Here is a 26,508-nt window from a genome sequence, read left to right as displayed (position 1 = left end):
AGCGGATCATTCATCGGCAAGGACGGGGACGGCGGGCGCATCCGCCGCGCGCCGCTTGCGCAGCGCGCCGACCCCGCTCCAAACGAGCAGCAGCAGCGTCGCCACCAGGATCGTGCAGCTGATCGGCCGCTCGATGAACGTCATCGGATCGCCGCGCGAGATCAGCAGAGCACGGCGCACGTGCTCTTCCATCAAGGGTCCCAGGACGAAGCCCAGCAGGAGCGGCGCCGCCTGGAAACCCAACAGCCGCATCAGATAGCCGATCGCCCCGAAGGCGGCGACCAGCCACACGTCGAACGCGGTGTTGTTCACCGTGTAGACGCCGATGCAGATGAACATCAGCACTGCCGGATAGAGGAGGTGATAGGGGATCAGGAGCAGCCGCACCCACAGCCCGACGAGCGGAATGTTGAGGATGAGCAGCAGCAGATTGCCGATCCAGAAGCTCATGACGAGGCCCCAGAAGAGATCGGGCTGGGTCGTCATCAGCTGCGGTCCGGGCGAGATGCCGTGGATGATGAGCGCGCCCAACAGCAGCGCCATGGTGGGACTGCCCGGAATGCCGAGCGTCATCGTCGGGATGAAGGCGGTCTGGTCCGCGGCGTTGTTGGCCGATTCGGGCGCCATCACGCCTTCGATGGTGCCCTTGCCGAAGCGTGACGGGTCGCGCGAGGAGCGCTTCTCGGCCGCGTAGGCGATGAAGGCGGCGACCGACGGCCCGGTCCCCGGCAGCGTGCCGAAGAAGGAGCCGATGGCCGAGCCGCGGATCATCGCCGGGATCGAGCGGCGCACGTCGTCGCGCGTCGGCTTCATGGCGCTGAGGCTGACGGACGTGCGGTCCAAGGTCTTGTGATCCATCTGGCTGCGCGAGGCGATGATCTCGGCCACCCCGAAGATCCCCATGGCGAGCGCGACCAGGCTGATCCCGTCCAAGAGCCCCATGGAGCCGAAGGTGAAGCGCTCGGCGCCGGTATAGATGTCCATCCCCACCGTGCCGAAGGCGATGCCGAGCACCACCATGGCGAGGCCCTTCACCGCCGAGCCCTCTGAGATCGTGGAGGCGGCGACGAGGCCGAGCACCATCAGCGCGAAATATTCCGCCGCGCCGAAGGACAGCGCATATTGGGTGATGAGCGGGGAGAACAGCATCATGAGAAGGATGCCGACCGAGCCCCCCGCGAAGGACGCGACCGTCGACATCAGCAGCGCCACGCCGCCGCGCCCGTTGCGGCTCATCGGATAACCGTCGAGCGCGGTGACGGCGGTGGACGGCGTGCCGGGGATGTTGAGGAGGATCGCTGCCGTGGACCCGCCATAGGTCGAGCCGTACCAGATGCCGGCCAGCATGATGAGCGCCGCCGTCGGGTCGAGGTGGAAGGTGATCGGGAACAGCATCGAGATCGCGGCGAGGGCGCCGATGCCGGGGATCACGCCGACCACGGTGCCGAGGAGCACGCCGAGGAAGCAGTAGGCGAGATTGGAGAAGGACAGGGCGACGCCCAGTCCGAGGGCGAGGTTGCCGCCGAGGCCGTCGAACACGCCGCTCATGCCGGCCAGCGCAGCATGGGGACCGGCAGGCCGAGGCCGACGCCGAAGATGAGGTAGGCCGCCAGCGGGAAGGTCAGCGCCATGACGAGAAGCGCCAGCGGCCGGAACTCGCGTTCCGCCCCGGCGGTGACGACGAGCTGGGCGATGATGGCCGGGGCGAGCCCCACCGTGCGGATGGCGATGGCGAACGCGGCGATGCCGGCGAGGACGGCCGCCGCGGTGCGCCATTCCACGGCCGGGAAGTCGCTCCGCCGGAACAGCGCGGGCACGGCGATGAGGAGGCCGAACATGGCCAGGAGCCCGCCGACGCCCATCGGGAACATGCCCGGCCCCATCCGCCTGATCGTCCCCAGCGAGAGGGACGAGGCGGCGTACCAGATCATGAAGAGGCCGAGGAGAAGAAGGAGCCCTCCCCCCAAGATGTCGCGATAGTCAGGCTGTTGCATGTGGGATGCTCCGTTCTCGCCGCGCGGTGCTGGCGGAGGGCGGCCGCGCCGCACCGCGGTGGGCGCGCGAAGAGGGGCGCAATGGGCGGGGTGGCCGCCGCGGTGGTCGCCGCGGTGGTCGCCATGACGGCGGACCGCACGGCGGCCACCGGTCGGCGTCTACTCGAAGAGGGCGACGGCGCGGATGGGGCTCGCCGTCCCGCCGCGCAGCTTCAGCGGAAGGCCGATGAAGCGGAAGCGCCCGCGGCCGGCCACCGCCTCCAGGTTGGCGAGGCACTCCATGTGGGTGATGCCCCGCTCGGCGCAGGCCATATGCGCCTTGAAGTTCAACTCACCCTCCGGCGACGGGCTCACCGCCTCCACGCCGAACATGCCGATGCCCTGGTCCGCCAGCCAATGGATCGCTTCGATCGAGAGGCCGGCGAAGTCGTGCTGATAGGCCGGCTTGCCGAGGAGCTTCTCGTTCGTGCCGAGCAGGATCAGCACCGTGTCGCGGGGCTTGATGGTCTCGCCCGTGGCCTCCACGGCCGCCTTCAGCTCCTCCACCGTCACCGCGTGGCCGAGCGGCGTGTCGCGCAGGTCCACGCAGAAGGCCTCGGTGATGAAGTTCTCCAGCGGCACCTGGTCGATGGTCAGCGCATCGGGGCGCGGGTCGAAGTGGATGGGCGCATCCACGTGGGTTCCGGCGTGGTCGCTGAAGGCGATGGACATCGCTTTGCTGGAGAACACCGTGTCACCGGCGACCTTCTTCTCGGAATGGTCGTTCCACACGGTCATGATGACGGGCGGATGGGCCGGGTGCGTGGCCGTGCGATGGAAGAGCTCGCGGCTGAGATCGACGATTTCCATGGCGGGTCAGTTCACCGTGATCCCGGCACCGTCGATGACGGCGCCCCACACCGCGCGGTCCTTGGCGACGTAGTCGGCAAAGCCCTGCGCGTCGACGTCCACCGGAACCATGCCGAGTTCGCCGAGACGCGCGGCCACCTCCGGCTGGGCGATCACCTCACGCGCGGTCTCGCGCAGCGTGGTGAGCACGTCCTCGGGCACGTTCGCGGGGGCGAAGAGGCCGTAATAGCTGACCGCCTCATATCCCGGCACGCCGGCCTCGGCGACGGTGGGCAGGTCCGGAAGCTGCGGGTGCCGCTCGGGCGTGGTGACGGCGAGCGCCTTCACCGCGCCGGCCTCGATGTGCGGGCGGCCGGTGGTGATGACGTCGCACAGCATGTCCACCTCTCCGCCGAGAAGGGCGGTGGTGGCGGGTGCCGTGCCCTGGAACGGAATGTGGGTGAATTCCCCCTCGATCATCGACTGCAAGAGCTCGATGCAAAGGTGCGAGCCGCCGCCGTAGCCGGCCGAACCGTAGGCGATCCCGCCCGGATCGGACTTGGCGCTTTCCACGAGGTCGGCGATCGAGTCGACCGGCACGTCCTTGTTCACGTAGATGACGTAGCCGACGGCGCCGGCGATGGCGACAGGGGCCGTGTCGACCGCCGGGTCGTAGCCGAGATTGTCGTAGAGCTCGGGATTGATGGAGTGGGTGGCCTGGCTGCCCATCAGCAGCGTGTAGCCGTCCGGCTCGGCGCGCACCACCGCGTCGGTGCCGATGCGCCCACCGCCGCCGGCGCGGTTCTCGACGATCACCGTCTGGCCGAGCGCTTCGCCCAGCGGGTCCGACAGCATGCGCGAGATCACGTCCGCCGCGCCGCCGGGAGGAAAGGGGGCGACCAGGGTGATCGTGTGGTCCGGGAACGACGATTGCGCCGCGGCTGCGGAAGTCATTCCGGCCAGCACGACCGCAGATGCCGCTGCGCGCAGCAGGCTGTTGGGCGCTGAACCACGAGTGTTTGATGCGCCGCACCGAGCGGGAGTCCGTTTCATGATCGTACCTTGAGGTTTGTTGTTGCAGCGCCTCCCCGTTGCTGTGCGCGGTGGGTCGCGACTTTGTTTTTGTTATGCGGCGAGGGTACAAAAGCGTCGGCGCGATGGAAGCGCAAAATCGCCGGAATTCCGCTGAGTGGAACTTCTCGGGGGTGAGGGGCGCCGGTGTCCGGGGCGGCGCCATCCTTGCATTCCCGGCGCGGGAGGAAGGACGTTTATGGACATGCACACTCTGGCCGCCACGCCCGCCACCGCCACCGCCACCGCCACGCCCGCCAGCGCGCCGCCCGAGAAGAAGTCAGCGACCCGCGGGACGCGCCGGGCGATCTCGCTCCTGAAGGAACTTGCCTATTGCCGGGAGGGGACGGCGACGCTGACGCAGCTCGCCCATGCCACGCATCTGCCCAAACCCACTGTTCACCGGCTGCTCGATCTCTTGACCGAGGAAGGGTTGATCGAGCGGGTGCCGGGCGAGCGGGGCGTCCGCCTCGGCCGGCTCGTCTACGAGCTGGGAATTGCGGCGGCGCCCGAGGTGGACACGCGCGCCGTGTGCGCCCCGTTCCTGCAAAGGGTCGTCGACCAGATCGGCGACTGCACCTATCTGCACAGCCGCAGCGGCGACGACGGCCTGTGCCTCGACCGGCGGGAGGGGCGCGACGGCTTTCAGGCGATCCCGACCCAGGTGGGCCATCGCCGGCCGCTCGGGCTGGGCGCCAGCTCGTTGTCGATCATGGCCGCGCTTCCGCAGGAGACGGCCGAGGCCGTCGCGGCGCGCAACGCCGAGCGCTATGTGCGCCATCGCCTGACACCGCAGCGGGTGCTGGAGCTCATCGCCGCCGCGCGGGGGCGAGGCTATGCGATGAGCGTCGGCTGCGTAATCCCGGGGTTTCGCGGCATCTCGGTGGCCATCGCCGGCCACCCCATGTCGATGACCGTGATCGCCATTTCCGACAAGCTGCCGCCGTCTCGGATCGACAAGATCCTGCCGGTGCTCGAGGACGAGGCGCGCAGGATGGGCGAGGCCCTGCACCAGGCCGCACGCCCGGCGATGGCGGCACGGCCGCTCTGACGACGGGCCGCCGCCGCCGCTACAGGCCGAGGTCGGAGAGGCCCGGATGATCGTCGGGCCGCCGGCCGAGCGGCCAGTGGAAGAGGCGGTCGGCGGCGGCGATCGGCAGATCGTTGATGGAGGCGATGCGGCGGCGCATCAGCCCGGCGCCGTCGAACTCCCAGTTCTCGTTGCCGTAGGAGCGGAACCAGGACCCGGAATCGTCGTGCCACTCGTAGGCGAAGCGCACGGCGATGCGGTTCTCGTTAAAGGCCCACACCTCCTTGATCAGCCGGTAGTCCAGCTCTTTCGCCCACTTGCGGGTGAGGAAGGCGACGATGGCGTCGCGGCCGGCGAACATCTCCGCCCGGTTGCGCCATGCGCAGTCCTCGGTATAGGCGCCGGCCACGCGCTCCGGATCGCGCGAGTTCCAGGCGTCCTCGGCCATGCGGGCCTTCTGCGCGGCGGCGGCGGCGTCGAAGGGGGGCAGCGGCGGTCGGCTCATCGGGCGGTTCCTTTCATTTATAATCGCTCGCCTCGATGCCGAGGCGCTTCAGGCGCGAATAGAGGGTGGTGGGTTTCAGGCCGAGCAGCGTCGCCGCGCCCTTCGGGCCGGACACGCGGCCGCGGCAGCGGGCCAGCGCCGTGGTGATCGCCTCGCGTTCGATCTGCCGCAGCTCGTCGGCGGTGGGGACGCCGGCGACCGTGCGGCGCGGCTCCACCTCGCCGGCCGGCCCCTCGCCGAGGTCGAGATGCAGCCGCTCGTCCCGCGCGACGATCACCGCGCGTTCCACCACCGTTTCCAGCTCGCGCACATTACCGGGCCAGCCGTAGGCCTCCAGCGCGGCGAGGTTGGCGACGGACAGGCGCGGCGCGGGCTTGCCGAGCCGCGCGGCGACGGTGGTGATGACGTGCTGGGCGAGGGCGCGCACGTCCTCCCGCCGTTCGCGCAGGGCGGGGACGGCGATGGGGAAGGTCGCGAGGCGCCAATAGAGGCGGTCGTAGAAGTTGCCGTCTTCCACGCGCGCGGCGAGGTCACCCTCCGCCGAGGCGACGAGGCGGACGCTGGCGGCGATCGGCCGGTCGTCGCCCGTGCGCTCGAAGCGGCCTTCCTCGATGGCGCGGGCGAGGCGCACCTGCAGCGGGAAGGGAAGCGCGGCGACGTCCTGCAGGAACAACGTGCCGCCATCGGCCAGCTCGTAGCGGCCGACCCGCGCGTGGGCGCCCGCGGCGGCGGCGTGGCCGAACAGCTCGTCCTCGAGCCCCGTTTCGGCGGCGCAGTGGACGCGCACGAAGGGCCGCTGGCGCCGCGCACTGGCGTCGTGGATCGCGCGGGCCACGAGCTCGCGCCCCGAGCCCGGCTCGCCGGTGACGAGAACGGCGGCGTCGCTGGCGGCCACCGCGTCGATCTGCCGGGAGAGGTGCTCGACGGCGGCGCTGCTGCCGACCAGCCGGTGGTGATTGTGGCGGGCGCCGATCTCGTCGGTCAGGTAGGCGTTTTCCAGCTCCAGCCGGTGGCGCAGGCGCTCCACCTCGGCCAGCGCCGACGTGATGCGCCGCTCCTGCGCCAGCCGTTCCGACACGTCGCGGAACAGCACCACGGCGCCGACGAGGCGGGCGTCGTCGTAAATCGGCGTCGACGTGTAGTCGACCGGGAAGGACGTCCCGTCCCGGCGCCAGAACACCTCGCCCTCGACGCGGTGGACCGTGCCGTCACGGAAGGCGGCGTAGATCGGGCAGTCGTGCACCGCGTAGGACGAGCCGTCCTCGTGGCTGTGGTGGAAGACCGAGTGGGCGAGGGCGCCGATCAGGTCCTCCGCCTTCCAGCCCAGCATCGCCTCGGCGGCGGGGTTCACGAAGGTCGTCTCGCCGCGCGCGTTGACGCCGTAGATGCCGTCGCCCGCCGCGTCGAGGATCAGCCGGTTGCCGCGCTCGATCTCGCGGAAGATCGTGTCGAATCCGCCGCCGGTGAGCTGGTCCAGCCGGTAGAGCCGCTCGAACTCGCGCTTGGCGTGGCGGCGGCGCTGGCGGCGCGCGTCCAGCATCAGGAGCGTGACCGTGGTCCGCTCCATCCGCGCGGCGAGTGAGGCGAACACCTCCACCTCCACCTGCGGCTCGGCACGGGGCTGCACCATCAACGACGGGTGCCAGGCGTGGCCGAGCGCCATGCACTCCTCGGTGAGGGCCAAGAGGGCGGGGAGGACGGCGCGGAAGAGTTCGCTCGGCCGCTGCCCGCGGAGCTGCGCGCCCGGATGGCCGAGCATGGTGGCGGCGGTGGCGTTGGCGGCGGCGATGCGGTCGCCGATCGGGTCGAGGGCGAGGATGCCGGCTTCGGACCGTTCCAGGAGGTCGGCGACGGGGTCGAGCGCGACGGGGCGCCGGAGGAGGGAATCAGGGGTCATTCGGCCGCGTGCGTTCGATCACGCCCCCACCGTATTACGACTTTTCGTAATTATCCAGCGCCGCCCGCGCGCAATTTCGACGAGATTGGCGAATTTTCATTGCCGGGTTCGCGGGCGCCTCATTAGCGTCGCCGTCAGACAACGCTGCGACCCGCCGCACACATCATGGGGACCTGAGCATGGCTGCGACCTCTGATCCGTTCGATCCCGACGCCACACTGTGGACCGGCTGCCCTTGCGGCAAACACGCGTCCCAAGCCGAGCACGACGCGGCGCACACGAGCGTCATCGACGGCACCGACGAGGACGCGCTCCTGTCGCGCACCGTCGAGTCGGCGGTGCTGAAGGGCCTGTTCGGCTCCGACGCCAACCGGCGCGCCTTCCTGCGCGGCGTCGGCGGGGCCACCGCGCTGGCCGCCATCTCCCAGTTCATCCCGCTCGACAAGGTGAAAGCCGCCATCGCCGACGCCAACGGCCCGCTGGAGAAGACCAAGCTCAATGTCGGCTTCGTGCCGATCACCTGCGCGACGCCGATCATCATGGCCTCGCCGCTCGGCTTCTACGAAAAGTACGGGCTAGACGTCGACGTCATCAAGACCGCGGGCTGGGCCGTCAGCCGCGACAAGTCCCTCGCCGGCGAATACGACGCGGCGCACATGCTGACGCCGATGCCGCTCGCCATCACCGTCGGCGCCGGGTCCACCGCCACGCCATGGACCATGCCCGCCGTCGAAAACATCAACGGCCAGGCGATCACGCTCGCCATGAAGCACCGCGACAAGGACGACCCGTCCATGTGGAAGGGCTTCACCTTCGGCGTGCCGTTCGAATATTCGATGCACAACTTCCTGCTACGCTACTACGTGGCGGAAGCGGGGCTGGACCCCGACCAGGACATTCAGATCCGCGTCGTGCCGCCGCCGGAGATGGTCGCCAACCTGTCCGCCGGCAACCTCGACGGCTACCTGTCGCCGGACCCGTTCAACCAGCGCGCGGTGTATGACGGTGTGGGCTACATCCACCTTCTGACGAAGGAGATCTGGGACGGCCACCCGTGCTGCGCCTTCGCCGCCAGCCAGGCTTTCATCGAGGAAAATCCGAACACCTTCCTGGCGCTCTACAAGTCCATCCTCGACGCGACGGCCTATTCCAACAACCCGGACAACCGTAAGGAAATCGCCGCCGCGATCTCCCCGCGCAACTACCTCAACCAGCCGGTGACGGTGGTGGAGCAGGTGCTGACCGGCACCTTCGCGGACGGCAAGGGCAACGTGCGCCAGGTGCCGGACCGCATCGGCTTCGACCCCTTCCCCTACCACTCCTTCGCGGTCTGGATCCTCACCCAGATGAAGCGCTGGGGCTATATCGAAGGCGACATCGACTACAAGGCCGTCGCCGAGCAGGTCTACCTCGCCACCGACGCCGCGGCGGTGATGAAGGAGATGGGCTTCACCCCGCCCGAGGTCACCTACAAGTCGCACACGATCATGGGCAAGACCTTCGACCCGGCCGAGCCCGAGGCCTACGCGACGTCCTTCGCGATCGGACGGGCCTGAGGCGATGAGCGTCCCCTTCGGACTGCGCGCCGGGATCCTGTCGATCGTCATCCTCGGCCTGTTCCTCGTGACCTGGCACCTTCTCGTGGTGGCGCAGCAGGGCGACGCGGCCGAAGGGCTCGACCCCGCCTATGCCGCGCTCCTCGGCAAACAGGCGACGGAGGGGGCCTCGGCCCTCCCCAAGCCGCTGGAGGTCGGCGCGGCGCTGTGGGAGCACATCCGCGACCCGTTCTATGATGCCGGACCCAACGACAAGGGCATCGGCATCCAGCTGGCCTATTCGCTGTTCCGCGTCCTGACCGGGTTCGGGCTGGCGGCGCTGGTGGCGATCCCTGTCGGCTTCCTCATCGGCATGTCGGAACTGGCGAGCCGGGCGTTCAACCCGTTCATCCAGCTCCTGAAACCGGTGTCGCCGCTCGCCTGGATGCCGCTCGCCCTCTACACCATCAAGGACTCGTCCCTGTCGGCGATCTTCGTGATCTTCATCTGCTCGATCTGGCCGATGCTGATCAACACCGCCTTCGGCGTCGCCGGCGTCCGGCGCGAGTGGCTGAACGTCGCGCGCACGCTGGAGGTGTCCCGCCTGCGCACCGCCTTCGCGGTCATCCTCCCCGCCGCGGCGCCGACGATCCTCACCGGCATGCGCATCTCCATCGGCATCGCCTGGCTCGTCATCGTCGCGGCGGAGATGCTCGTGGGCGGCACCGGCATCGGCTACTTCGTCTGGAACGAGTGGAACAACCTGTCGATCACCGGGGTGATCTCCGCGATCGTCTTCATCGGCGTCGTCGGGATGCTCCTGGACCTTGCCCTCGCCCGCGCGGCGCGCCTCGTCGCCTACACGGAGTGAGCGCCATGCAGCAACGCGTACCCGTGCCCACCCAAGGAGTCCCGATGGCCGAACCCGCGACCGCCCCGGCGCGCAAGGCGATCCGCGTCGAGGGCCTCAAGAAGTGCTTCCCCACGCCGGACGGCAAAGGCACCACCGAGGTGTTCGGCGATGTCTGGTTCGATGTCGCGGAGGGTGAATTCGTCTGCCTCATCGGCCACTCGGGCTGCGGCAAGACCACCCTCCTCAACATCCTCGCCGGGCTGGACAAGCCGACCGAAGGCCACGTCATCGTCGCCGACAAGGAGATCGACGGGCCGTCCCTGGACCGCGCGGTGGTCTTCCAGGGCCACGCCTTGATGCCGTGGATGAGCGCGCTCGCCAACATCGCCTTCGCGGTCAAATCGCGCTGGCCGTCATGGGACAAGGCGAAGATCCGCGCCCACTGCCAGAAATATATCGACATGGTCCACCTGACCGGATCGGAGGACAAGCGCCCCTCGATGCTGTCGGGCGGCATGAAGCAGCGCGTCGGCATCGCCCGCGCCTTCTCCATCGAGCCCAAGATCCTCCTGATGGACGAGCCCTTCTCCGCTCTCGACGCCCTCACCCGCGGGGCGCTGCAGGACGAACTCGTGTCGATCTGCCGGCAGACCAACCAGACCTCGTTCATGATCACCCACGACATCGACGAGGCGATCCTGCTCGCCGACCGCATCGTGCTGATGACCAACGGGCCTGAGGCGCGGGTGTGCGAGATCGTCAAGAACACGCTGCCGAAGTCCCGCACCCGGCAGAACATGCACACCGACCCGAACTACTACCCGATGCGCAACCACCTCATCGAGTTCCTGGTCAACCGCTCGAAGACCTTCCGCGCCGAGGTCACGGCGTCGACCTACGATCCCCGCCATCCCCCCGTCGTGGAGCCCGCCGCGAAAGGGCGGGCCGCCTGACAATCAAGAAGCGATAGAACCATGCTGAACGCAAAACGTGCCGAACTGACCGAGAAGATCGTCGCCCACAAGACCTTCACGGGGAAGAAGTGGAGCGAGATCGCTGATGCGGTGGGCATGTCGAAGGAGTGGACCACGGCGGCGCTGATGGGCCAGATCTCGCTCACCAAGGAGCAGGCGGAGAAGGCCGGCAACTCGCTCGGCCTCAACTTCTCCGACGAGGAGATCGCGCTCCTGATGATGGTGCCCTACCGCGGCTCGCTGCCGACCGCGGTGCCGACCGACCCTCTGATCTACCGCCTCTACGAGATCGTGTCGGTCTACGGCACGACGATGAAGGCGCTGATCGAGGAGGAATTCGGCGACGGCATCATGTCGGCGATCGACTTCGACATGGACATCACCCGCGTGCCGCACGAGAAGGGCGACCGCGTGAAGGTCACGATGTCCGGCAAGTTCCTGCCCTACAAGAGTTACTGACCGCACACCGGCGGGCAGGAGGTCGGCGCCCGCCCCGCACCGGGGGCGGACGGCGGCCGCCGCGCGGCGCTCCCATGACCCTACGCCCCGGCCGGGACAACGCGGTCGGGGGCTATATCCCAATGTATATGCTGGGGGAGCGCCGCGCGGGAGTACCGTACGACCGAGGATATTCGAGCGAGGTCGGGCGGAGGTGCACTCTTTCGAGCAGTATAGTCTTCGCAAATCGGCGCGGGACGACGGGACCTGCCTTCATCGCGCTGCGCGCCGCAACGGTGACGGCGCGTCGATCGAAACGCCCGCCGCGCGGGCGGCGCTCGGCAACGGCGCGGCCCGTGGCGGACCGCGCGACCTAGCGCCGCGCGTAACCGCCGTACGGGGTGCGCTGTTCATCGTCACCATGCCCGCGTGCGTCCATGGCGGATGAGGACGGCCCGGCCGTCTTCCTGGTCGACGATGACGACGATGTGCGGATCGCGCTCGATGCGCTGCTGCGGTCCTGCGGTTTTCGCGTCGAGGCCTTCGCCTCGGTCGCGGCGTTCAAAGCCAGCGGCAGCTTTCCCGCGCCCGGCTGCCTCCTGTTGGACGTGCGGCTTCCCGGCCAGAGCGGGATCAGCTTTCAGGCCGAACTGGCCGAGCAGGGGATCGAGCTTCCGGTCATCCTCATGAGCGGCCATGCCGATGCGGCCTCGGCGAGCCGGGCGCTGGAGCTGGGCGCCATCGCCTTCCTGATCAAGCCGGTCCCGCCGGAGGAGCTGATCGACGCCGTGCGCACGGGGTTGGCGCGGTTCGGCCGCGAATGAGGCACGCGCGTCCGGCTCAGTTGAGCGGCGCGGCGGGATTGAGGAGCTCGGCGATCCGCACCAGTTCGGGCAGCGACCGGGCGTTCATCTTGCGCATCACGTGGCCGCGATGGACCTTCACGGTGATCTCGCTGAGCCCGAGCTCGTAGGCGATCTGCTTGTTCATCAGCCCGGCGACGACGTGGGCCATCACCTCCTGCTCGCGCGGTGTCAGCGCCTGGTGCAGCGCGCGGACCTTGGCGAGCGCCCGGCCGGCCTCGAACCGCGCCTGGTCGCGGTGCAGCGCGATGTGCACCGCGTCGAGCAATTCCTGGTCGCGGAAGGGCTTCGTCAGAAAATCGACGGCGCCGGCCTTCATGGCGTGGACGGACATCGGCACGTCCGCAAAGCCGCTCATAAAGATCACGGGGATCTCGAGCCCCGACCGGTTGATCTTGGCTTGCAGCTCTAGGCCGCTGAGGCCGGGCATCCGGACATCGAGCACGAGGCAGCGTATACCGTCGGCGAAGACGCCGTCGTCGAGCGCGGCGGCCGAGGCGAAGGGCAGGCAGGTCAGGCCGACGGAGCGGAACAGGCTGGACAGGCCGTCGCGCAGTGCCTCGTCATCGTCGACCACGATCACGGTGGGGGCCGAGTCGCCGGGTCGCCACGGTCGGTCCGTGCCATGCGCGGCGACGGGGTCGATCAGCGTCAGGCTCTCCATGCGGCGTCCTCAAGTTGCGCCGGTTCAGGGCATCGCGGCCATGAACCGGCCTTCCGGTGCGAGGGCGACGGCGTGCCGTCTTGGTCGGCATGCCTCACGGTGAGACTAGCGGATCGCGCCCTCGTTGACGTGAAGAAAATGCGAGGGGCGTTGCACAATATGTCCTGCACCTCCGGCCCAGGCCGCGTCTGCCTCCCACGCTAATCGGAGACGTCGGGGGCCGGCACGACCCACGACTGTACCGTCACGCGAAGTCCCGGCACCAGCGTGCCGTCCGGGTTCGGCACCTCGCCCCACGAGGTGAGGAGGCCGGTCGCGGGGTCCATGGCGCCGCTCTCGAACCGGGGCCGGCCGTCATGGGGATAGGTCGAACCGTCCGGCAGGACGAGGCGGATGCGCAACCGCTCGAACATCGAATGGCTGCCGGTCGCGCCGGTGGCGGCCATCGCCCGCTGGCGCACGGTATAGGGAACGCCATAGGCCACGCGCACCGGGTCCAGCGTCATGATCTCGCCGATCGCGGCACCGGCCTCGGCCTCCACGAACGCGCCCGGCGCCACCTGCGGCGGGCCGATCGTCCCGGCGATGGGGGCGGTGATCGTCATATGGGAGAGGGCGAGTTCGGCGCCGGCGAGCGCGGCACGGGCCCCGACGAGGGCGGCGGCGGCGATCTGCCTTGCGCCCTCCGTGCTGTCGGCGTCGACCCGGGATCCCGTTCCGCGGGCGGCGAGTGCGGCGGCGCGGGACGCCGCCCCCTCGGCGAGGTTCAGGCGCGCGGCCGCCTCCTCCACCGCGGCACGTGCGGCGTCGACGGCGATCCTGGCGGCGGCGGCGTCCATGGTGGCGAGCACGCTGCCAGCCTCCACCCGCTCGCCGCCCTGAAAGGCGATGCTCTCGATCACCCCCGTTTCCCGGTTGGCGACGGTGACGGAGGCGAAGGGCTGGATGACGCCCTGGAACTCGAAGTCGATCCCCGCCGGCGGCGCATCCTGGGCCGAGACGGGGGCCGCGAAGCAGGCGCAAACCACTGCGGCGCGGGCGAGTGTGGTGCGGTCGGTCATCGCCCGCCCCGGCGGTGGTGCCGCGCCGCGTTGGCACGGCGGCGGCTACCCGTGCTCAGCGCCAGAAGGTGGACGACGGTTGGCGGTTCGGCGCCGCGGTGGAAGGCCTGAAGGCGCGCCTGGATCTCCGCGTCCGCCTGCGACACGCGCTTGTGCTGGCGCAGATGCTCGGCCCAGGACGGCACGACGAAGGTCTCGACCAGAACGCTCGGATCGGCGGTGTCCTCGGCGATGCTCCAGGACGATGCGCCGCCCGCCCGGCGCGTTTCGGCGAGCGCCGCCGCTGCGTCCAGAAAGGCATCCCGGTCTCCCGGGTCGACGCGGTAGGTGACCATGATCGAGACCGGGCCGCGGTCGTGCTCGACCCGGTCGCTGATGGCAGGCTCCGGCCAGTGGCCGGACGGCGTGAGGTCCGCCTCGCCCTGCGGCAGCTTGGCGCGGAAGGTGAGCGGACCCAGCGCGACGAGGCACAGCGCGGCGGCGAGCAGCGTCATGTCGATGCCGAAAACCTCGGCGACGACGCCCCACGTGAGCGCGCCCGCCGCCATCGCCCCGTTGAACACGGTGAGGTAGACGGCGAGGCCGCGCCCGCGCACCCAATTGGGCAGGATTGCCTGTGTGGCCGCGTTTAGGGTGACGACGACGGCGATCCACGCCCCGCCGAGGAGGAAGGTGGCGGCGAGCGCCAGCGCCTCTACGCGGGCGAGCCCGAGCACGGCGGCGGCGAGGCCGGCGAGCACGGTGGCGGCGAGCACGAGCCCGTCCTGGCCGAGCCTGGCGCGTAGGCGCGGCATCACCACCGCACCGGCGATGGCACCGGCGCCGAGGCTCCCCAGCATGACGCCGTAAAAGCCCGGCCCGCCGCCGAGCTGCACCCGCGCGACCAGCGGCAGCAGTGCCCACACCGCGCTGCCGAACGCGAAGAACAGTGCCGCGCGCCACAGGACGCGGTGCATCGCGCGGCTGGCGAGGGCGTAGCGCAGGCCCGCCCGCATCGCCCCGCCGAAGTGCTCGCCGAGATCGTCCGCCTCCTTCGCCGGACGCCGCCACCACAAGAGCGCGGCGATGACGATGAGGTAGGTGACGACGTCCGCCCCGTAGGTCGCGGCGGCGCCTGCAACGGAGAGGATGAGCCCGCCCATCGCCGGGCCGATGGCGCGCGAGATGTTGAAGCCGAGCGAGTTCAGCGCCACCGCGCTCTTCAGCTCCGCGCGCGGGACGAGCTCGGGCACGATCGCCTGCCACGTCGGCATGACGAGCGCGGCGCCGATGCCGCCGAGGAAGGTGAGGAGGACGAGGTTGGAGACGGTCATCGCGCCGAGCCCCGCCAGCGTCGCCAAGGACAGGCTGACGAGGGCGAGGCCGGCCTGCACGGCGATGAGGAAGCGGCGCCGGTCGAGGATGTCGGAGAGGACGCCCGCGGGGATGGCGAGGAGGAAGATGGGCAGCGTTCCTGCGGCCTGGATCATCGCCACCGCGGCCGGCGACGGGGTGAGCCCGGAGACGATCCACTGGCTCGCCACGTCGCGCATGAAGGTGCCGACGGTGCCGAACACGGTCGCCGCCCACAGGACGGCGAACACGGTGTGGCGGAACGGAGCGAGCGCGCCCGCCGGAGCTGGCGGAACGGGGCCGGACGGCGCCGTGCCAGACCGGGCCGGGCCAGTCGGCGCCAAGTCAGATGACCCCGGGCCGGTCGATGCGGGCTCGGATGGGCCGCGGGTGGTGGCGGTCATGTGGCGGCTCCGGTGTGATGCGGCCGGGCCGGTGCCCCGATGCCGCGCGTTCCGGCGACGCGCGCCCCGCCAAGGGCGACGAGGCCGAAGCCGCCGACGATGGCGACGTGTTCCAGAAAGGTCATCGCCTGCGGCACACGCACGGTCGCGTCCATCGCCCAGAAGGGGTGCGCGAGCAGCGTCGCCGCCACGGTGAAGCCCGCGAGGACGACGGCACCGGCCCGCTGGAAGCGGCCCGACAGAAGCAGCGCCGAACCGCCGAGCTGGGCGACGACGACCGCGGCGGCGAACAGCTCCGGCGGGGAAAGGCCGAGGGCCGCGACCTCGGCCCGCGCCGCGCCGAAATCGGTGAGCTTCAGCAGTCCGCTGACGAGGAAGGGTGCGGCGAGGGCGAGCCGCAGGACGACGCTGGCCGCGGTATGGAGCGCCACCTCAGAAGGCCCAGCAGGAGCAGCCGAGCGCGCCCCAGAAGGAGCCGCGATCCCCCGCCGGGACCGGCGCGCCCCAGGCCTCCGCATGGGCATGGCCGTGAACGCCGCACGCGCTGGCGCAGCCGCACGCGGTGGCCGCCACAGTGGCCGGCAGCGTGGCCGCCGCGGCCCGCTGGTGATAGCCGCCGAACGTCTTCACCGGGGACCAGTCCGGCATCGCGGGCGGCAGGTCCGGCGCTTCGCCCGCAAAGTCGCCGCTGCCGTGGACGATCCGCCCGCCGAGCATGGTGAGGACCGCGGTGATCCCGGCGATGTCACCCTCGGGCACGGTGAAATAGTCGTCCGACAGCACCACCAGATCGGCGAGCATGCCGGGCGCGAGGCGGCCCTTCTTGCCCGTCTCGGCGGAGAACCATGTATTCGCGTCGGTCCACAGGCGCAGCGCCTCGTGCCGGTCCAGCCGGTTGGCGGCGGGGTAGAGCGCGGTGCCGCCCACCGTGCGCCCCGTCACCAGCCACGACAGCGACACCCACGGATTGTACGAAGCGACCCGCGTCGCGTCCGTACCCGCGCCGACGGGGACGCCCGCGGCCAGCATGCGGCCGATCGGCGGGGTGCGCTCGGCCGCCCGCTCGCCATAACGGGCGATGAAATCCTCGCCCTGATAGGCCATGCGGTGCTGCACGGCGATGCCGCCGCCCAGCGCCGCGATCCGGTCGATGTTGCGGTCGGAGACGGTCTCGGCATGGTCGAAGAACCAGTTGAGGCCGGTCAGCGGCACGTCGGCGTTGACCTTCTCGAACACGTCGAGCGCGCGGCCGATGGTCTCGTCGTAGGTCGCATGGAGCCGCCAGGGCCAGCGGTTTTCCGCCAGCAGGCGCACGACGGGTTCAAGGTCGGCCTCCATGGAGGGCGGCATATCCGGCCGCTCCACGCGGAAATCCTCGAAGTCGGCGGCGGTGTAGACCAGCATCTCGCCCGCGCCGTTGTGGCGGTAGAGGTCGTCGCCCCGGCCGGGGCTCACCGTTTTCACCCATCCGGCGAAGTCGGCCAGCTCCTCCTTCGGCTTCTGGGTGAAGAGGTTGTAGGCGATGCGGACCGTCAATTCGCCGTCCCGGTGCAGCTCCTCGATGATCTCGTAATCGTCGGGATAGTTCTGGAAACCGCCCCCCGCGTCGATCACGCTGGTGATGCCGAGCCGGTTCAATTCGCGCATGAAATGGCGGGTCGAGTTCTTCTGGTAATCCGGCGGCAGCTTCGGCCCCTTGGCCAGCGTCGCATAGAGGATCGTGGCGTTGGGGCTGGCGATCAAAAGGCCGGTCGGGTTGCCCGCCGCATCACGGGCGATGATGCCGCCGGGCGGATCGGGCGTGTCCTTCGTGTAGCCGACGGCCCTGAGCGCGGCGGCGTTGAGGAGGGCGCGGTCGTAGAGGTGGAGGATGAAGACCGGCGTATCGGGTGCGGCGGCGTTGATCTCGTCAAGCGTCGGCAGCCGCTTCTCGGCGAACTGGTGCGCGGTGAAGCCGCCGACGACGCGCACCCATTGGGGCGGCGGGGTCGATGCGGCCTGGCGCTTCAGCATGGCCATGGCGTCGGCCAGCGTCGGCACGCCGTCCCACCGCAGCTCCATGTTGTAGTTCAGCCCGCCGCGGATGAGGTGCAGGTGGCTGTCGATGAGGCCCGGGATGACCCGCCGCCCGCCGAGGTCGACGACGCGCACACCCGGCGCGGCTGCGGCACGAACCGCCCCTTCGGCACCCACGGCGGCGATGCGCCCGTCCCGCACCAGCACGGCGTCGGCGGCGGGAGTGGCGCGGTCCAGCGTCGTCACCTTGGCGTTGACGAGTAGAAGCTCGGTTGGCTGGTTGGGAGTCATCGTCATAGGATCGGTACTCCGTGCGAACGCGGGCGCTGCGGCGAGCGAGGCGGACCCCGCCAGCACCGCGCGCCGGGTGAGGGCGGTCATGCGCGGCGGTCCTCGTGGTGCGGGTGCGGGGCCGGTTCGTGATGCGTCGGAAGGCGCCCGAAGATGTGCCGGGCGGAGCCGCTGAGGCCCTGCGCGGCGGGCCGGTCGCCCAACAGATGCCGCGCGACGGGCAGCATTTGCTCGCCCACCAAAATGCCGAGCAGGCCGACGAGGGCGATCACCGGTGGCGCAGGCGAGCGCACGCCGAACAGGCTGTAGACGACGCCGACGACGAGCCCGGCGCCGAGGGACAGGAGATAGGGCTTCATCGCCGCCGCTCCGGGTCTATTCGGCGGCGGCGCTGTGGCCTTCGCTCGCCCCGAACATCGTCTTGGCGTAGATGATGCCGAGGCCATAGGCGCCCGCGCTCTCCTTGGCGATGCCGGTGGTCATGTCGTAGGTCGCGGTGCGGGCCCAGTCGCGCTGCAGCTCCAGCAGATATTGCACCGACGTCATCGGCCGCGCCCCGGCCTGAACCATGCGCTCCATCGCCCGCTCGTGCGCCTCGGTGCTCACGTCGCCGCAAGCGTCGGCGATCACGTAGACCTCGAACCCCTGGTCGAGCGCCGACAAGGCCGGGCCGACGATGCAGACCGACGTCCACAGGCCGGCCAGCACGATCCGCGTCTTGCCGATGGCGTTGACGGCGTCGATGACGGCGGCATCCTCCCACGTGTTCATCGACGTTCTGTCGAGGAGGCTGAGGCCGGGGAAGGGCGCGGTGACCTCGGCGAACATCGGCCCGGAGAAGCTCTTCTCGGCCACCGTGGTGAGGACGGTCGACACGCCGAAGCCCGCCGCGGCCTTGGCGACGAGGCCGGCATTGTTGCGCAGAATCGTGGCGTCGATCGAATGCGTCGCGAACGCCATCTGCGACTGGAAGTCGATCATGATGAGGGTGTGGTCGGCCGGGGTCAGGAGACCTTTGCCGGGGGTCGCGGTTGCCGTGATGCTCATGAGCGTGTCCACCGTGTTGACTGCGTGACGCAAAAGGATGGCCGTCCCGCGCGGCGGGGGGCCACGCGGATGCGCCGGTGTCAGGCGAAGGGCGAAAGAACCGTTTCAGCGGGCCGTTGCTGCGCGGCCGTGAGCGGCGTTGGCCTTAGTTGACCCGCCGCAAGGGTTGGCAGCAACTATACCTCGGTATCGCGCCCGGACGGGTGCGGCGGCTCAGCCCGCGTCGGCCCCGTCGTGCGTGGCGGCCCCGTCGTGCGCCGTGGCGGGCGCCGGCGGCAGCGTGAAGCGGATCGACGTGCCGCGCGGGGTGACGTCCTCGGCGGCGATCTGCCCGCCGCTCGTCTCGACGATCGACCGGCAGATCATGAGTCCCATCCCCATGCCGCCCGGCTTCGTGGTCACGAATGGGTCGAAGATCCGCGCGCGTACGGCGGCGTCGATCCCAGGGCCGGAGTCGGTGACCGACACGTCCGCATCGCCCGCCTTGTTGCGCCGCGTGGTGACGGTGACGGACTGCTGCGGCCCGCCCTGCGCGGCCGCGGCATCGAGCCCGTTGGTCAGGAGATTGTCGATGACGATCTCCATCTGCAGGCGCCCGGCGCCGACCATCGGCGCGTCGCCGAGGTAAAGGCCGAGCGTGACGCCGCGGCGGCGGGCCTCATCGCGGCGCGCGGCGGCAACGGCGAGAATGACGTCATTGAGGTCGAGCGGCGCGTGCTCGGCCATGTCGCTGCGGATGAGGGCGCGGATGTCGTGCACCAGCCGGCTGGTGCGGTGGCCGTCCCTGGCGATGCGCTGAAGGGCGGCCTCCGCCTCGCCGAGATCGGGTGCGCCGCGCCGCAGCCAGCGCAGCGCCGCATCGGCGTTGGTGACGATGCCGGCGAGCGGCTGGTTCACCTCGTGAGCGATGGCGGCGGTGAGGGCACGCATCTCGATGAGGCGGTTGGCACGGGTCTGCCGCTCGTCGAGGAGGGTGCGGGCGAGGCGGGCATAAAGCGCGGTGGTGGAGGAGATGAGGACGAAAAGGACGATACTGGCGGAGATCAATCCGCAGATGCGCCCTGTCCACCATCCGCCGCTGAGCCGCACGCCGCCGCTGACATAGGACAGGATCACGAGTTCGGCGGCGAGCGTGGCCACCACCACCATCAGCCAACAGTCGAGGATGCTGCGCGGCCCGCGCCACAGGGCGGCGATGGCCGCGCCATAGAGGGCGAGCGCCATGGGCGGCACCACATGCCAGAGCACCGTGACGTTGCGCGTGTCGCGCATCAGCGAGGGCAGCTCGGTCTTGGCGTCGACGATGAGTGCGGTGAGGAAGGCCACCAAGACGGCGACGAGGACGACCGCGATGACGACGGCCCGCTCCACGCCGTGCGGTGCAGGAGGGCGGCGGCGCAGCAATGCGTAGGCGAGGACGAAGCAGGGGAAGCCGATGCGCGTCGTCGCGGCGATGACGGCGGTGCCCTGAAGCCCCGCGTCCAGGCCGATGAGCGGGAAGGCGCCGGGGAAGGACAGCACCCAAGGGATGGTGGCGAGGCTGCCGAAGAGATAGCCGGTCGCCAAAATGACCACGGCGCGGGACCGCTCGACCAGCGCGATCGCCGACAGCAGCGTGAAGGTGATGAGCTCGTTGATGAAGAGGGCCGCGGCGTAGGCCGGCAGCAGCGCCTCGCTTCCCTCCAGAGCGGCAGGGGGCATTGCGAGCGAGACGGCGAGGGCGACGGCGAGGCCGGTGCCGACGACGGCGGCAAGGCGCCGGTCTGCCGGGCGTGACGGCACGCTGATGAGTGAGATGGATCCCCGGCCCGCGTCGTCCAAGCGCGTCCCCCTCCGGCAATCGTCTTGTGCCTCGCCTCAAGGGATAGGGGGTGGAGGCCCGCCGCAGCAAGTGGGGCGGGTGAGGCGGCGGCCCGCGTCGCCGTCCGCTCGCGGTGCTGCGGTGGCGCCGTCCGGGTCCGGGGGGCGGGGGAGGAGGCCGCGCGTCCCTGCGCTGCTTGTCCTGCGCCGCCTGCCAAGCGCCCTGTCCGTGCGCGTTAGTCCTTGCGCGGTGGATCCGGGCGGCGGTGGGGCCTCCAGCGGGCTGTATAGGTCGGGCGCGCCCATCAGATGCCGGACGAAAACCTTCGTATAAGTGCCCATCGGCGAGGCGATCCGTAGACTTTTCCGCGGTCCGAAACATTGATCAGGAACGTCACGATGTCCGACACCGCCGGGTTCGATCTCACCCATGACCAGATGGCATCGATCATGGGGCGTGCGGTGGCCGCGAGCCGGTCCGCAGCGGGCCCCGCGGCCTTGACGCTGGTGCTGCGCGCCCTCGACCTCACGGCCTCCGTGGCGATGGCCGAGGACACCGAGGCCGACGAGATGCAATCCACCATGCTGACGGTCGCGAAGGGGCGCACCTCACCGGCGCAGGCGAGCGTTCTGGTGACCTCTGCGGACGGGGCGCCGGCGGCCGACACGGCGGTCGGCCGTGAGCGCTCAGCCGGGCCTAAGGCGTCGTCCGCGGTCGACCCGGTGATCGCGGAGCTGGCCGGTGCGCTCGATGCCATCGCGGTGATGGACGGGGCGCATGTGCCAGTGTGTCGCGACGCCCTCTGCCTGGCGATGGTGTCGCGGTTGGCGGCGCTGAAGCTGCCCGCCCCTGAGGCCAGTGAGCCGCGTGGAGGGCTGCTGAAGTGGCGGCTCGAGAAAGTGCGGCGATATGTCGACGCCAACCTCGGCGAAACCATCGGCCTGGCCGACATGGCGGCCGCGGCGGGGCTCAGCCGCATGCACTTCGCGGCGCAGTTCCGGGCCGCGACGGGGGTGCGTCCGCACGAATACCTGGTCGACAGGCGGATCGACCGCGCGTGCGAGCTCTTGTCGGCGACCGACATGCCGATCGCCGAAGTGGCGTTCAGCGTGGGATTTCAGACTCAGTCTCACTTCACCACGGTCTTCAAGCGCCGCGTGCGGGAGACGCCCTTTCGCTGGCGCCGGTCGCGGATGCAACGTCACTGACCCGGCCGCCATCCGGGCGGGTATGGCGCCGAGTGACGGGCGGCGGCGGCCGTCGGCGCCGTCGCTCACCCGTCGGCCCACCGCGCGATTGCCTTTGAGCTAGACGGGACCGCGATCACCCGAGCCCCGCGCGGCCGCCAGTCGATGGGCAAGGTGGGGCCAGCCTGCCTACCTCATTGATCCGAAAGGCGGCTGCGGCGAAGGGCTGTCCCATGTTTGCGCCTCCGCCGACCTATACATGAATATCAATTGGGCTGGAGGGGACCGGCTGGCACATCCTGAGCGGTGTTCCTTCTGCCGAAAAGGCCTCGATTGATGTCAGCTCCCCCGCTTGTCGCCATCGTCGACGACGACGCATCCATGCGCGAGGCGTTGCGGGATCTCGTCGGCTCGCTGGGCTACCGCGCCGCGGTCTTCGCGACGGCGGACGACTATCTCGGCGCGTCCGACCTCGGCGGTCTCGCCTGCCTCATCCTGGATGTTCAGATGCCCGGCATGAACGGGCTCGATCTGCAACGCCGCCTCGCTTGTGAGAAGAGTGCACCGCCGATCATCTTCGTCACCTCGTACGGGGACGAGCAGGTGCGTCGCCGGGCATTGCGAGGCGGGGCTTTGTGCGTGTTGGAGAAGCCGGTGCAGGACCGGGCTATCATCGCCTGTCTCGAGACCGCCTTGGGCCGCGCACCGACGCATTGAGATCGGCGCCGTCCTGCCCTCCTCGCCCCGCGCGCATTCAGCGCCGTCAAAGGCCGCGCCGGGCGGCCCGGAGCGGCCGCAGGAGGCCGAAGTCCTCTGGGGCAACGCGACGCACGGAGGCGAGTGGCTGAGCGGATCGCACCCTTTGTCCAGGTGTCTCGGCACCTATTTGCGCTTTCCCCGTCCTTTCAATCACTTAAATCTACGCGATGCCTGCAGCGTGTTCGAATCGTGCCATAGGAGCGCGATATGAAACGTTTTATTGACACGGCGCGGCCCGGGACCTACCGTCGAGGAAAGAAGATCAAGACGCTGCACGTTCGCGAGTGCGCCCCGGCCAACTCCCCGCTGTGACCAACAACAGCGGAGTTCGCCGGAATTTCCCGTTCGGGGAACATCACCGAAAGGCCACGGCGGCCTGTCGACGGTGGGGCGCTTCCAAATCCCGTGTCGTGCAGCGATAGGAGAGGGCATGGAAAACGTTATCTTGCGCGATGTCGGCCTGCGCGATGGTTTGCAGCTGGTCAAATCCATCGTGCCGACCGAGCAGAAGATCGAGTGGTGCCGCCGCGTCGTCGCCGCGGGCGTGCCGGAGGTGGAGATCACCTCCCTCGTCCCCGCCAAGATCGCGCCCCAGTTCGCCGACGCCGAGGCGGTCACCGCAGGAACCCTGTCGATCCCCGGCTATCTTCCGTCGGCGCTGATCCCCAACGGCCGCGGCGCCGAGCGCGGATTCGACCTCGGCATCCCGAAGATGAACTACGTCCTCTCGGCGAGCGAGGAGCACAACCTCGCCAACATCCGCCGCTCCACTCAGGCCTCGATCGACGATTTCGGCCGCATCGTGGAGCTGCGCAACGAGAAGGCGCCCAAGACGATCCTCGCCGCCGGCATCGCCACGGCCTTCGGCTGCACCATCCAGGGTGAGGTTCCCGAAGCGCGCGTGTTCGAGATCGCCGGCGAGCTCGTCGGCCTCGGCGCGGACGAGATCATCGTGGCCGACACCGTGGGCTACGCCAATCCGGCTCAGATGAAGCGCATCTTGACCGGCGTCATGAAGGAAGTGGGGGACATCCCGGTGCTGCTGCACCTGCATGACACCCGCGGGCTCGGCCTTGCCAACATGGCGGCCGCGCTGGAGGTGGGCGTGCGCAGGTTCGATGCGTCCATCGGCGGCCTCGGCGGCTGCCCCTTCGCGCCCGGCGCATCGGGCAACATCAACCTGGAAGACGCCGCATTCCTCGCCGAGGCGATGGGATTTGCCACCGGCATCGACATCGAGGCGCTGGTCGAGCTGCAGCACACCGTCGCGGGGTGGTTGCCGGACGAGCGGGTGACGGGTCAGATCGCCCAGTCGGGCCTGCCGAAGACCTTCGCCACCCACCACCGCCAGGCCGCCTGAGGAGAGCCCGCCATGAACATGATGCCCACCGACCTGTCGGAAGTGACGGTCGCCCTCGGCGAGGACTTCGGCGATCTGCGCGAAGCCGTCCGCCGCATCTGCGAGGACTTCCCGCCCGCCTACTGGCGCAAGCTCGAAGAGACCTCGTCCTACCCGTCCGAGTTCGTGAAGGCGCTGACCGAGGGCGGCTTCCTTGGCGCGCTGATCCCGGAAGAATACGGCGGCTCGGGCCTGCCGCTGCGCGCCGCCGCGGTGATCCTCGAAGAGATCAACGCCTCCGGCTGCACCGCGAGCCCGGCGCACGCGCAGATGTACATCATGGGCACCCTGCTGCGTCACGGCAGCGAGGAGCAGAAGCAGCGCTATCTTCCCGGCATCGCCTCGGGCGAGCTGCGGTTGCAGGCCTTCGGCGTGACCGAGCCGACCACCGGCTCCGACACCACGCAGCTCAAGACCCGCGCCGAGCGCAAGGGCGATAAATACATCGTCAACGGCCAGAAGGTCTGGACCTCGCGCGCTCTGTATTCCGACCTGATGCTGCTGCTGGCCCGCACGACGCCCGCCGCCGAGTGCCAGAAGCGCACGGACGGGCTGTCCGTCTTCCTCGTCGACCTGCGCGAGGCGAAGGGCAACGGCTGCGAGATCAAGCCGATCGACGCGCTGATCAACCACAACACCACCGAGGTGTTCTTCGACAATCTCGAGGTGCCCGCCGAAAACCTCATCGGCGAAGAGGGCAAGGGCTTCAAGTACATCCTCGACGGGATGAACGCGGAGCGCATCCTCGTGGCGCAGGAGTGCATCGGCGACGGCAAGTGGCTCCTCAACAAGGGTGTCTCCTACGCCAACGAGCGCAACGTGTTCGGCCGTGCCATCGGCCAGAACCAGGGCGTGCAGTTCCCGCTCGCCCGCGCCTACGCCTCGCTCGAGGCGGCCGAGATGATGTCCCGCCGCGCCGCCGCTCTGTTCGAGGCCGGCCAGCCCTGCGGTGCGGACGCCAACATGGCGAAGCTCCTCGCCTCCGAGGCCACCTGGCAGGCGGCCGAAGCGGCGCTGATGGTCCACGGCGGCTTCGGCTTCGCCAAGGAATACGACGTCGAGCGCAAATGGCGTGAGGCCCGGCTCTACCAGACCGCGCCCATTTCCTCGAACATGATCCTCGCGTTCCTGAGCACCAAAGTGCTCGGCCTGCCGCGCTCCTACTGAGAGGTTTCGCCATGGACGGATTGACCCGCCAAACGGCCGCCTTCGCGGCCAACTATCCGCTGACCGACGTGCCGGACGCCGCGCTCGATGCGGCGATCATCGGCATCGCCGATTGCGTCGGCGTCATGATCGCAGGCTCCAACGAGCCGTGCGCGCAGATCGCCGCGCGTCTCGTCGAGACGTCGACCGCCAACACCGGCGCGCCGCAGATCCCGTCGGGCCGCAATCTCAGCGCGCAGGACGCCGCCTTCGTCAACGGCGTCGCCGGCCACGCGCTCGACTATGACGACGTGGCGATGGACGGCCACACGTCCGTGGTGCTCGCCCCGGCGATCCTCGCCGAAGGCTGGGCGCTCGGCTCGTCCGGCCGCGATGCGCTGAACGCCTACGTGATCGGTTACGAGATCTGGGCGCTTCTGAAGGAGCTCGAGCCCGGCCAGTTGCACGAGCGCGGCTTCCACCCGACCGCGGCCTGGGGCGCCATCGCCACCGCCGCCGCCTGCGCCCACCTCAACAAGCTCAGCGCCGAGCAGACGGCCAACGCCATCGCCATCGGCGCATCGCTGGCGTCCGGCCTCGTCGCCAACTTCGGCACGATGACGAAGCCGCTGCACGCCGGCCGCGCGGCGCAGGCGGGCGTGATCGCCGCCCGTCTCGCCAAGGACGGCTTCACCGGCTCGCCCGACGCGCTGGAGCACCAGACCGGCTTCATGCGCGCGCACTCCCCCTCCGGCACGCCCGACCTTGCCGAGAAGGACCACGCCCTCGGCGAAAAGTGGCGGCTGCCGGACCTCGGCGTCAACGTGAAGCGCTACCCGGTGTGCTACTTCGCCCACCGCGCGATCGACGCCATGCTCGAAATCGTCGAGACGAACGGCCTGACGCCGGACGATATCGACGAGGTGCAGGTGAAGGCGGGCAACACCGCGCTCGTCACCCTGCGCAATCACCAGCCCAAGACCGGGCTGGAGGCGAAATTCTCGATGGAATTCGCCATGGCGTCCGCGCTGGTCGCCCGCCGCGTCGGCCTGTCGGAACTGACGGACGAGTTCGTCAACCGGCCCGAGGTGATGGCGGCGATGGAGAAGGTCGTCTGCTCCGTCGGCGACAAGGAAGCCCCCGGCACCGCCTTCGCCCCCACCGATTCGGTCACCGTGATGGCCGGCGGCAAGCGGTTCGAGGTCGACCCGGTGGCCCACGCGAAGGGAAGCTGGGAGCGCCGCCTGACCGAGACGGAGCTGCGCGCGAAGTTCATGGACTGCGCCACGCGCCGCATGTCGGCCGCCGAAGCGGAGACGCTGTGCACGACGCTCCTCAACATCGCCGACCTTGCGTCCCTGCGCGACCTGCCGCTGGCGACGCCCCACTGACACCGAGATACCTGCCCACAGA

At 69.7% G+C, this 26,508-nt stretch carries 25 protein-coding genes; 11 read left to right on the top strand and 14 right to left on the bottom strand.

Annotation, left to right across the window (positions count from 1 at the left end; translation table 11 throughout):
- Window positions 1-6: 6 nt before the first annotated feature.
- The 4 genes from BIX52_RS19050 to BIX52_RS19035 all read right to left on the bottom strand — a co-directional run bounded on the left by BIX52_RS19050 (window position 7) and on the right by BIX52_RS19035 (window position 3,776).
- The gene (locus BIX52_RS19050; protein ID WP_075222694.1) at window positions 7-1,548 is read right to left on the bottom strand and encodes a tripartite tricarboxylate transporter permease; all 1,542 of its coding nucleotides are present in this window, start codon (window positions 1,546-1,548) and stop codon (window positions 7-9) included.
- Complete coding sequence (locus BIX52_RS19045; protein WP_075222693.1) at window positions 1,545-1,994, bottom strand: tripartite tricarboxylate transporter TctB family protein; 450 nt, start codon at window positions 1,992-1,994, stop codon at window positions 1,545-1,547. The genes BIX52_RS19050 and BIX52_RS19045 overlap by 4 nt, the downstream gene beginning before the upstream one ends.
- A gap of 159 nt (window positions 1,995-2,153) precedes the next feature.
- A complete protein-coding gene (locus BIX52_RS19040; RefSeq protein ID WP_075222692.1) occupies window positions 2,154-2,843 on the bottom strand; it encodes a cyclase family protein in 690 nt (229 codons plus the stop codon).
- Between the two features lie 6 nt (window positions 2,844-2,849).
- Window positions 2,850-3,776: a Bug family tripartite tricarboxylate transporter substrate binding protein gene (locus tag BIX52_RS19035; RefSeq protein ID WP_157956231.1), complete on the bottom strand. Its 927-nt coding sequence runs from the start codon at window positions 3,774-3,776 to the stop codon at window positions 2,850-2,852.
- A 316-nt stretch (window positions 3,777-4,092) separates the two neighbouring features.
- Here BIX52_RS19035 and BIX52_RS19030 point away from each other — a divergent pair, with 316 nt between their 5' ends.
- A complete protein-coding gene (locus tag BIX52_RS19030) occupies window positions 4,093-4,944 on the top strand; it encodes an IclR family transcriptional regulator (protein WP_075222690.1) in 852 nt (283 codons plus the stop codon).
- Window positions 4,945-4,963: 19 nt separating this feature from the next.
- Here the strand turns inward: BIX52_RS19030 and BIX52_RS19025 are convergent, their stop codons facing one another.
- Both BIX52_RS19025 and BIX52_RS19020 read right to left on the bottom strand, forming a co-directional pair.
- Window positions 4,964-5,428, bottom strand: coding sequence for a nuclear transport factor 2 family protein (locus BIX52_RS19025; RefSeq protein WP_075222689.1), 465 nt, complete (start codon window positions 5,426-5,428; stop codon window positions 4,964-4,966).
- Window positions 5,429-5,441: 13 nt separating this feature from the next.
- On the bottom strand, window positions 5,442-7,325 hold the full coding sequence (locus BIX52_RS19020; RefSeq protein ID WP_083660518.1) for a sigma 54-interacting transcriptional regulator: 1,884 nt from the start codon (window positions 7,323-7,325) through the stop codon (window positions 5,442-5,444).
- 179 nt (window positions 7,326-7,504) lie between these two features.
- Between BIX52_RS19020 and BIX52_RS19015 the strand changes: the two genes are divergently transcribed.
- From BIX52_RS19015 to BIX52_RS18995, 5 genes are all read left to right on the top strand, one after another.
- The gene (locus BIX52_RS19015; RefSeq protein ID WP_075222688.1) at window positions 7,505-8,881 is read left to right on the top strand and encodes a CmpA/NrtA family ABC transporter substrate-binding protein; all 1,377 of its coding nucleotides are present in this window, start codon (window positions 7,505-7,507) and stop codon (window positions 8,879-8,881) included.
- Window positions 8,882-8,885: 4 nt separating this feature from the next.
- Window positions 8,886-9,731: a nitrate ABC transporter permease gene (gene ntrB / locus BIX52_RS19010; protein WP_075222687.1), complete on the top strand. Its 846-nt coding sequence runs from the start codon at window positions 8,886-8,888 to the stop codon at window positions 9,729-9,731.
- A gap of 44 nt (window positions 9,732-9,775) precedes the next feature.
- The gene (locus BIX52_RS19005) at window positions 9,776-10,666 is read left to right on the top strand and encodes an ABC transporter ATP-binding protein (protein ID WP_075222686.1); all 891 of its coding nucleotides are present in this window, start codon (window positions 9,776-9,778) and stop codon (window positions 10,664-10,666) included.
- 21 nt (window positions 10,667-10,687) lie between these two features.
- Window positions 10,688-11,146 (top strand): cyanase, encoded by a 459-nt coding sequence (gene cynS, locus BIX52_RS19000; protein ID WP_075222685.1) that lies wholly within the window; start codon window positions 10,688-10,690, stop codon window positions 11,144-11,146.
- Between the two features lie 416 nt (window positions 11,147-11,562).
- Window positions 11,563-11,949 carry a response regulator transcription factor gene (locus BIX52_RS18995; protein ID WP_075222684.1) on the top strand — a complete coding sequence of 129 codons (387 nt, stop codon included), beginning with the start codon at window positions 11,563-11,565 and terminating at the stop codon, window positions 11,947-11,949.
- Window positions 11,950-11,965: 16 nt separating this feature from the next.
- On the opposite strand, the gene BIX52_RS18990 is transcribed toward BIX52_RS18995, so the two are convergent.
- The 8 genes from BIX52_RS18990 to BIX52_RS18955 all read right to left on the bottom strand — a co-directional run bounded on the left by BIX52_RS18990 (window position 11,966) and on the right by BIX52_RS18955 (window position 20,624).
- Window positions 11,966-12,652: a response regulator transcription factor gene (locus tag BIX52_RS18990; RefSeq protein WP_083660514.1), complete on the bottom strand. Its 687-nt coding sequence runs from the start codon at window positions 12,650-12,652 to the stop codon at window positions 11,966-11,968.
- A gap of 200 nt (window positions 12,653-12,852) precedes the next feature.
- Window positions 12,853-13,713, bottom strand: coding sequence for an efflux RND transporter periplasmic adaptor subunit (locus BIX52_RS18985; protein ID WP_075222683.1), 861 nt, complete (start codon window positions 13,711-13,713; stop codon window positions 12,853-12,855).
- The gene (locus BIX52_RS18980) at window positions 13,710-15,449 is read right to left on the bottom strand and encodes an MFS transporter (protein WP_083660512.1); all 1,740 of its coding nucleotides are present in this window, start codon (window positions 15,447-15,449) and stop codon (window positions 13,710-13,712) included. Before BIX52_RS18980 ends, BIX52_RS18985 begins: the two co-directional genes overlap by 4 nt.
- A complete protein-coding gene (locus BIX52_RS18975; RefSeq protein ID WP_075222681.1) occupies window positions 15,446-15,880 on the bottom strand; it encodes a DoxX family protein in 435 nt (144 codons plus the stop codon). The genes BIX52_RS18980 and BIX52_RS18975 overlap by 4 nt, the downstream gene beginning before the upstream one ends.
- 1 nt (window position 15,881) lies before the next feature.
- The gene (locus BIX52_RS18970; protein ID WP_075222680.1) at window positions 15,882-17,846 is read right to left on the bottom strand and encodes an amidohydrolase family protein; all 1,965 of its coding nucleotides are present in this window, start codon (window positions 17,844-17,846) and stop codon (window positions 15,882-15,884) included.
- A complete protein-coding gene (locus BIX52_RS18965; RefSeq protein WP_075222679.1) occupies window positions 17,843-18,115 on the bottom strand; it encodes a XapX domain-containing protein in 273 nt (90 codons plus the stop codon). The genes BIX52_RS18970 and BIX52_RS18965 overlap by 4 nt, the downstream gene beginning before the upstream one ends.
- 16 nt (window positions 18,116-18,131) lie before the next feature.
- Window positions 18,132-18,797: a hydrolase gene (locus BIX52_RS18960; protein WP_245803242.1), complete on the bottom strand. Its 666-nt coding sequence runs from the start codon at window positions 18,795-18,797 to the stop codon at window positions 18,132-18,134.
- A 219-nt stretch (window positions 18,798-19,016) separates the two neighbouring features.
- Window positions 19,017-20,624, bottom strand: coding sequence for an ATP-binding protein (locus tag BIX52_RS18955; RefSeq protein ID WP_075222677.1), 1,608 nt, complete (start codon window positions 20,622-20,624; stop codon window positions 19,017-19,019).
- A gap of 378 nt (window positions 20,625-21,002) precedes the next feature.
- Here BIX52_RS18955 and BIX52_RS23740 point away from each other — a divergent pair, with 378 nt between their 5' ends.
- The 5 genes from BIX52_RS23740 (at window position 21,003) to BIX52_RS18930 (ending at window position 26,486) form a co-directional block, all read left to right on the top strand.
- Entirely contained in the window at window positions 21,003-21,812 is an 810-nt protein-coding gene (locus BIX52_RS23740) for a helix-turn-helix domain-containing protein (protein ID WP_075222676.1), read from the top strand.
- A gap of 315 nt (window positions 21,813-22,127) precedes the next feature.
- Window positions 22,128-22,508 (top strand): response regulator transcription factor, encoded by a 381-nt coding sequence (locus BIX52_RS18945; protein ID WP_075222675.1) that lies wholly within the window; start codon window positions 22,128-22,130, stop codon window positions 22,506-22,508.
- A 472-nt stretch (window positions 22,509-22,980) separates the two neighbouring features.
- Entirely contained in the window at window positions 22,981-23,910 is a 930-nt protein-coding gene (locus BIX52_RS18940; RefSeq protein WP_075222674.1) for a hydroxymethylglutaryl-CoA lyase, read from the top strand.
- 21 nt (window positions 23,911-23,931) lie between these two features.
- A complete protein-coding gene (locus BIX52_RS18935) occupies window positions 23,932-25,116 on the top strand; it encodes an acyl-CoA dehydrogenase family protein (protein WP_075222763.1) in 1,185 nt (394 codons plus the stop codon).
- A gap of 11 nt (window positions 25,117-25,127) precedes the next feature.
- The gene (locus tag BIX52_RS18930; protein ID WP_075222673.1) at window positions 25,128-26,486 is read left to right on the top strand and encodes an MmgE/PrpD family protein; all 1,359 of its coding nucleotides are present in this window, start codon (window positions 25,128-25,130) and stop codon (window positions 26,484-26,486) included.
- Window positions 26,487-26,508 lie beyond the last annotated feature (22 nt).

Origin of the sequence: Acuticoccus yangtzensis (genome assembly GCF_001927245.1) — a bacterium.
Taxonomy (GTDB): Bacteria; Pseudomonadota; Alphaproteobacteria; order Rhizobiales; family Amorphaceae; genus Acuticoccus; species Acuticoccus yangtzensis.
This window is presented reverse-complemented; position numbering and strand designations above follow the sequence as displayed.

Excerpts from the sequence above, each read along its gene's own strand:
- BIX52_RS19050 (WP_075222694.1), bottom strand. The coding sequence starts at position 1,548 with ATGAGCGGCGTGTTCGACGGCCTCGGCGGCAACCTCGCCCTCGGACTG.
- BIX52_RS19045 (WP_075222693.1), bottom strand. The coding sequence starts at position 1,994 with ATGCAACAGCCTGACTATCGCGACATCTTGGGGGGAGGGCTCCTTCTT.
- BIX52_RS19040 (WP_075222692.1), bottom strand. The coding sequence starts at position 2,843 with ATGGAAATCGTCGATCTCAGCCGCGAGCTCTTCCATCGCACGGCCACG.
- BIX52_RS19035 (WP_157956231.1), bottom strand. The coding sequence starts at position 3,776 with ATGACTTCCGCAGCCGCGGCGCAATCGTCGTTCCCGGACCACACGATC.
- BIX52_RS19030 (WP_075222690.1), top strand. The coding sequence starts at position 4,093 with ATGGACATGCACACTCTGGCCGCCACGCCCGCCACCGCCACCGCCACC.
- BIX52_RS19025 (WP_075222689.1), bottom strand. The coding sequence starts at position 5,428 with ATGAGCCGACCGCCGCTGCCCCCCTTCGACGCCGCCGCCGCCGCGCAG.
- BIX52_RS19020 (WP_083660518.1), bottom strand. The coding sequence starts at position 7,325 with ATGACCCCTGATTCCCTCCTCCGGCGCCCCGTCGCGCTCGACCCCGTC.
- BIX52_RS19015 (WP_075222688.1), top strand. The coding sequence starts at position 7,505 with ATGGCTGCGACCTCTGATCCGTTCGATCCCGACGCCACACTGTGGACC.
- ntrB (WP_075222687.1), top strand. The coding sequence starts at position 8,886 with ATGAGCGTCCCCTTCGGACTGCGCGCCGGGATCCTGTCGATCGTCATC.
- BIX52_RS19005 (WP_075222686.1), top strand. The coding sequence starts at position 9,776 with ATGGCCGAACCCGCGACCGCCCCGGCGCGCAAGGCGATCCGCGTCGAG.
- cynS (WP_075222685.1), top strand. The coding sequence starts at position 10,688 with ATGCTGAACGCAAAACGTGCCGAACTGACCGAGAAGATCGTCGCCCAC.
- BIX52_RS18995 (WP_075222684.1), top strand. The coding sequence starts at position 11,563 with ATGGCGGATGAGGACGGCCCGGCCGTCTTCCTGGTCGACGATGACGAC.
- BIX52_RS18990 (WP_083660514.1), bottom strand. The coding sequence starts at position 12,652 with ATGGAGAGCCTGACGCTGATCGACCCCGTCGCCGCGCATGGCACGGAC.
- BIX52_RS18985 (WP_075222683.1), bottom strand. The coding sequence starts at position 13,713 with ATGACCGACCGCACCACACTCGCCCGCGCCGCAGTGGTTTGCGCCTGC.
- BIX52_RS18980 (WP_083660512.1), bottom strand. The coding sequence starts at position 15,449 with ATGACCGCCACCACCCGCGGCCCATCCGAGCCCGCATCGACCGGCCCG.
- BIX52_RS18970 (WP_075222680.1), bottom strand. The coding sequence starts at position 17,846 with ATGACCGCCCTCACCCGGCGCGCGGTGCTGGCGGGGTCCGCCTCGCTC.
- BIX52_RS18965 (WP_075222679.1), bottom strand. The coding sequence starts at position 18,115 with ATGAAGCCCTATCTCCTGTCCCTCGGCGCCGGGCTCGTCGTCGGCGTC.
- BIX52_RS23740 (WP_075222676.1), top strand. The coding sequence starts at position 21,003 with ATGTCCGACACCGCCGGGTTCGATCTCACCCATGACCAGATGGCATCG.
- BIX52_RS18945 (WP_075222675.1), top strand. The coding sequence starts at position 22,128 with ATGTCAGCTCCCCCGCTTGTCGCCATCGTCGACGACGACGCATCCATG.
- BIX52_RS18940 (WP_075222674.1), top strand. The coding sequence starts at position 22,981 with ATGGAAAACGTTATCTTGCGCGATGTCGGCCTGCGCGATGGTTTGCAG.
- BIX52_RS18935 (WP_075222763.1), top strand. The coding sequence starts at position 23,932 with ATGCCCACCGACCTGTCGGAAGTGACGGTCGCCCTCGGCGAGGACTTC.
- BIX52_RS18930 (WP_075222673.1), top strand. The coding sequence starts at position 25,128 with ATGGACGGATTGACCCGCCAAACGGCCGCCTTCGCGGCCAACTATCCG.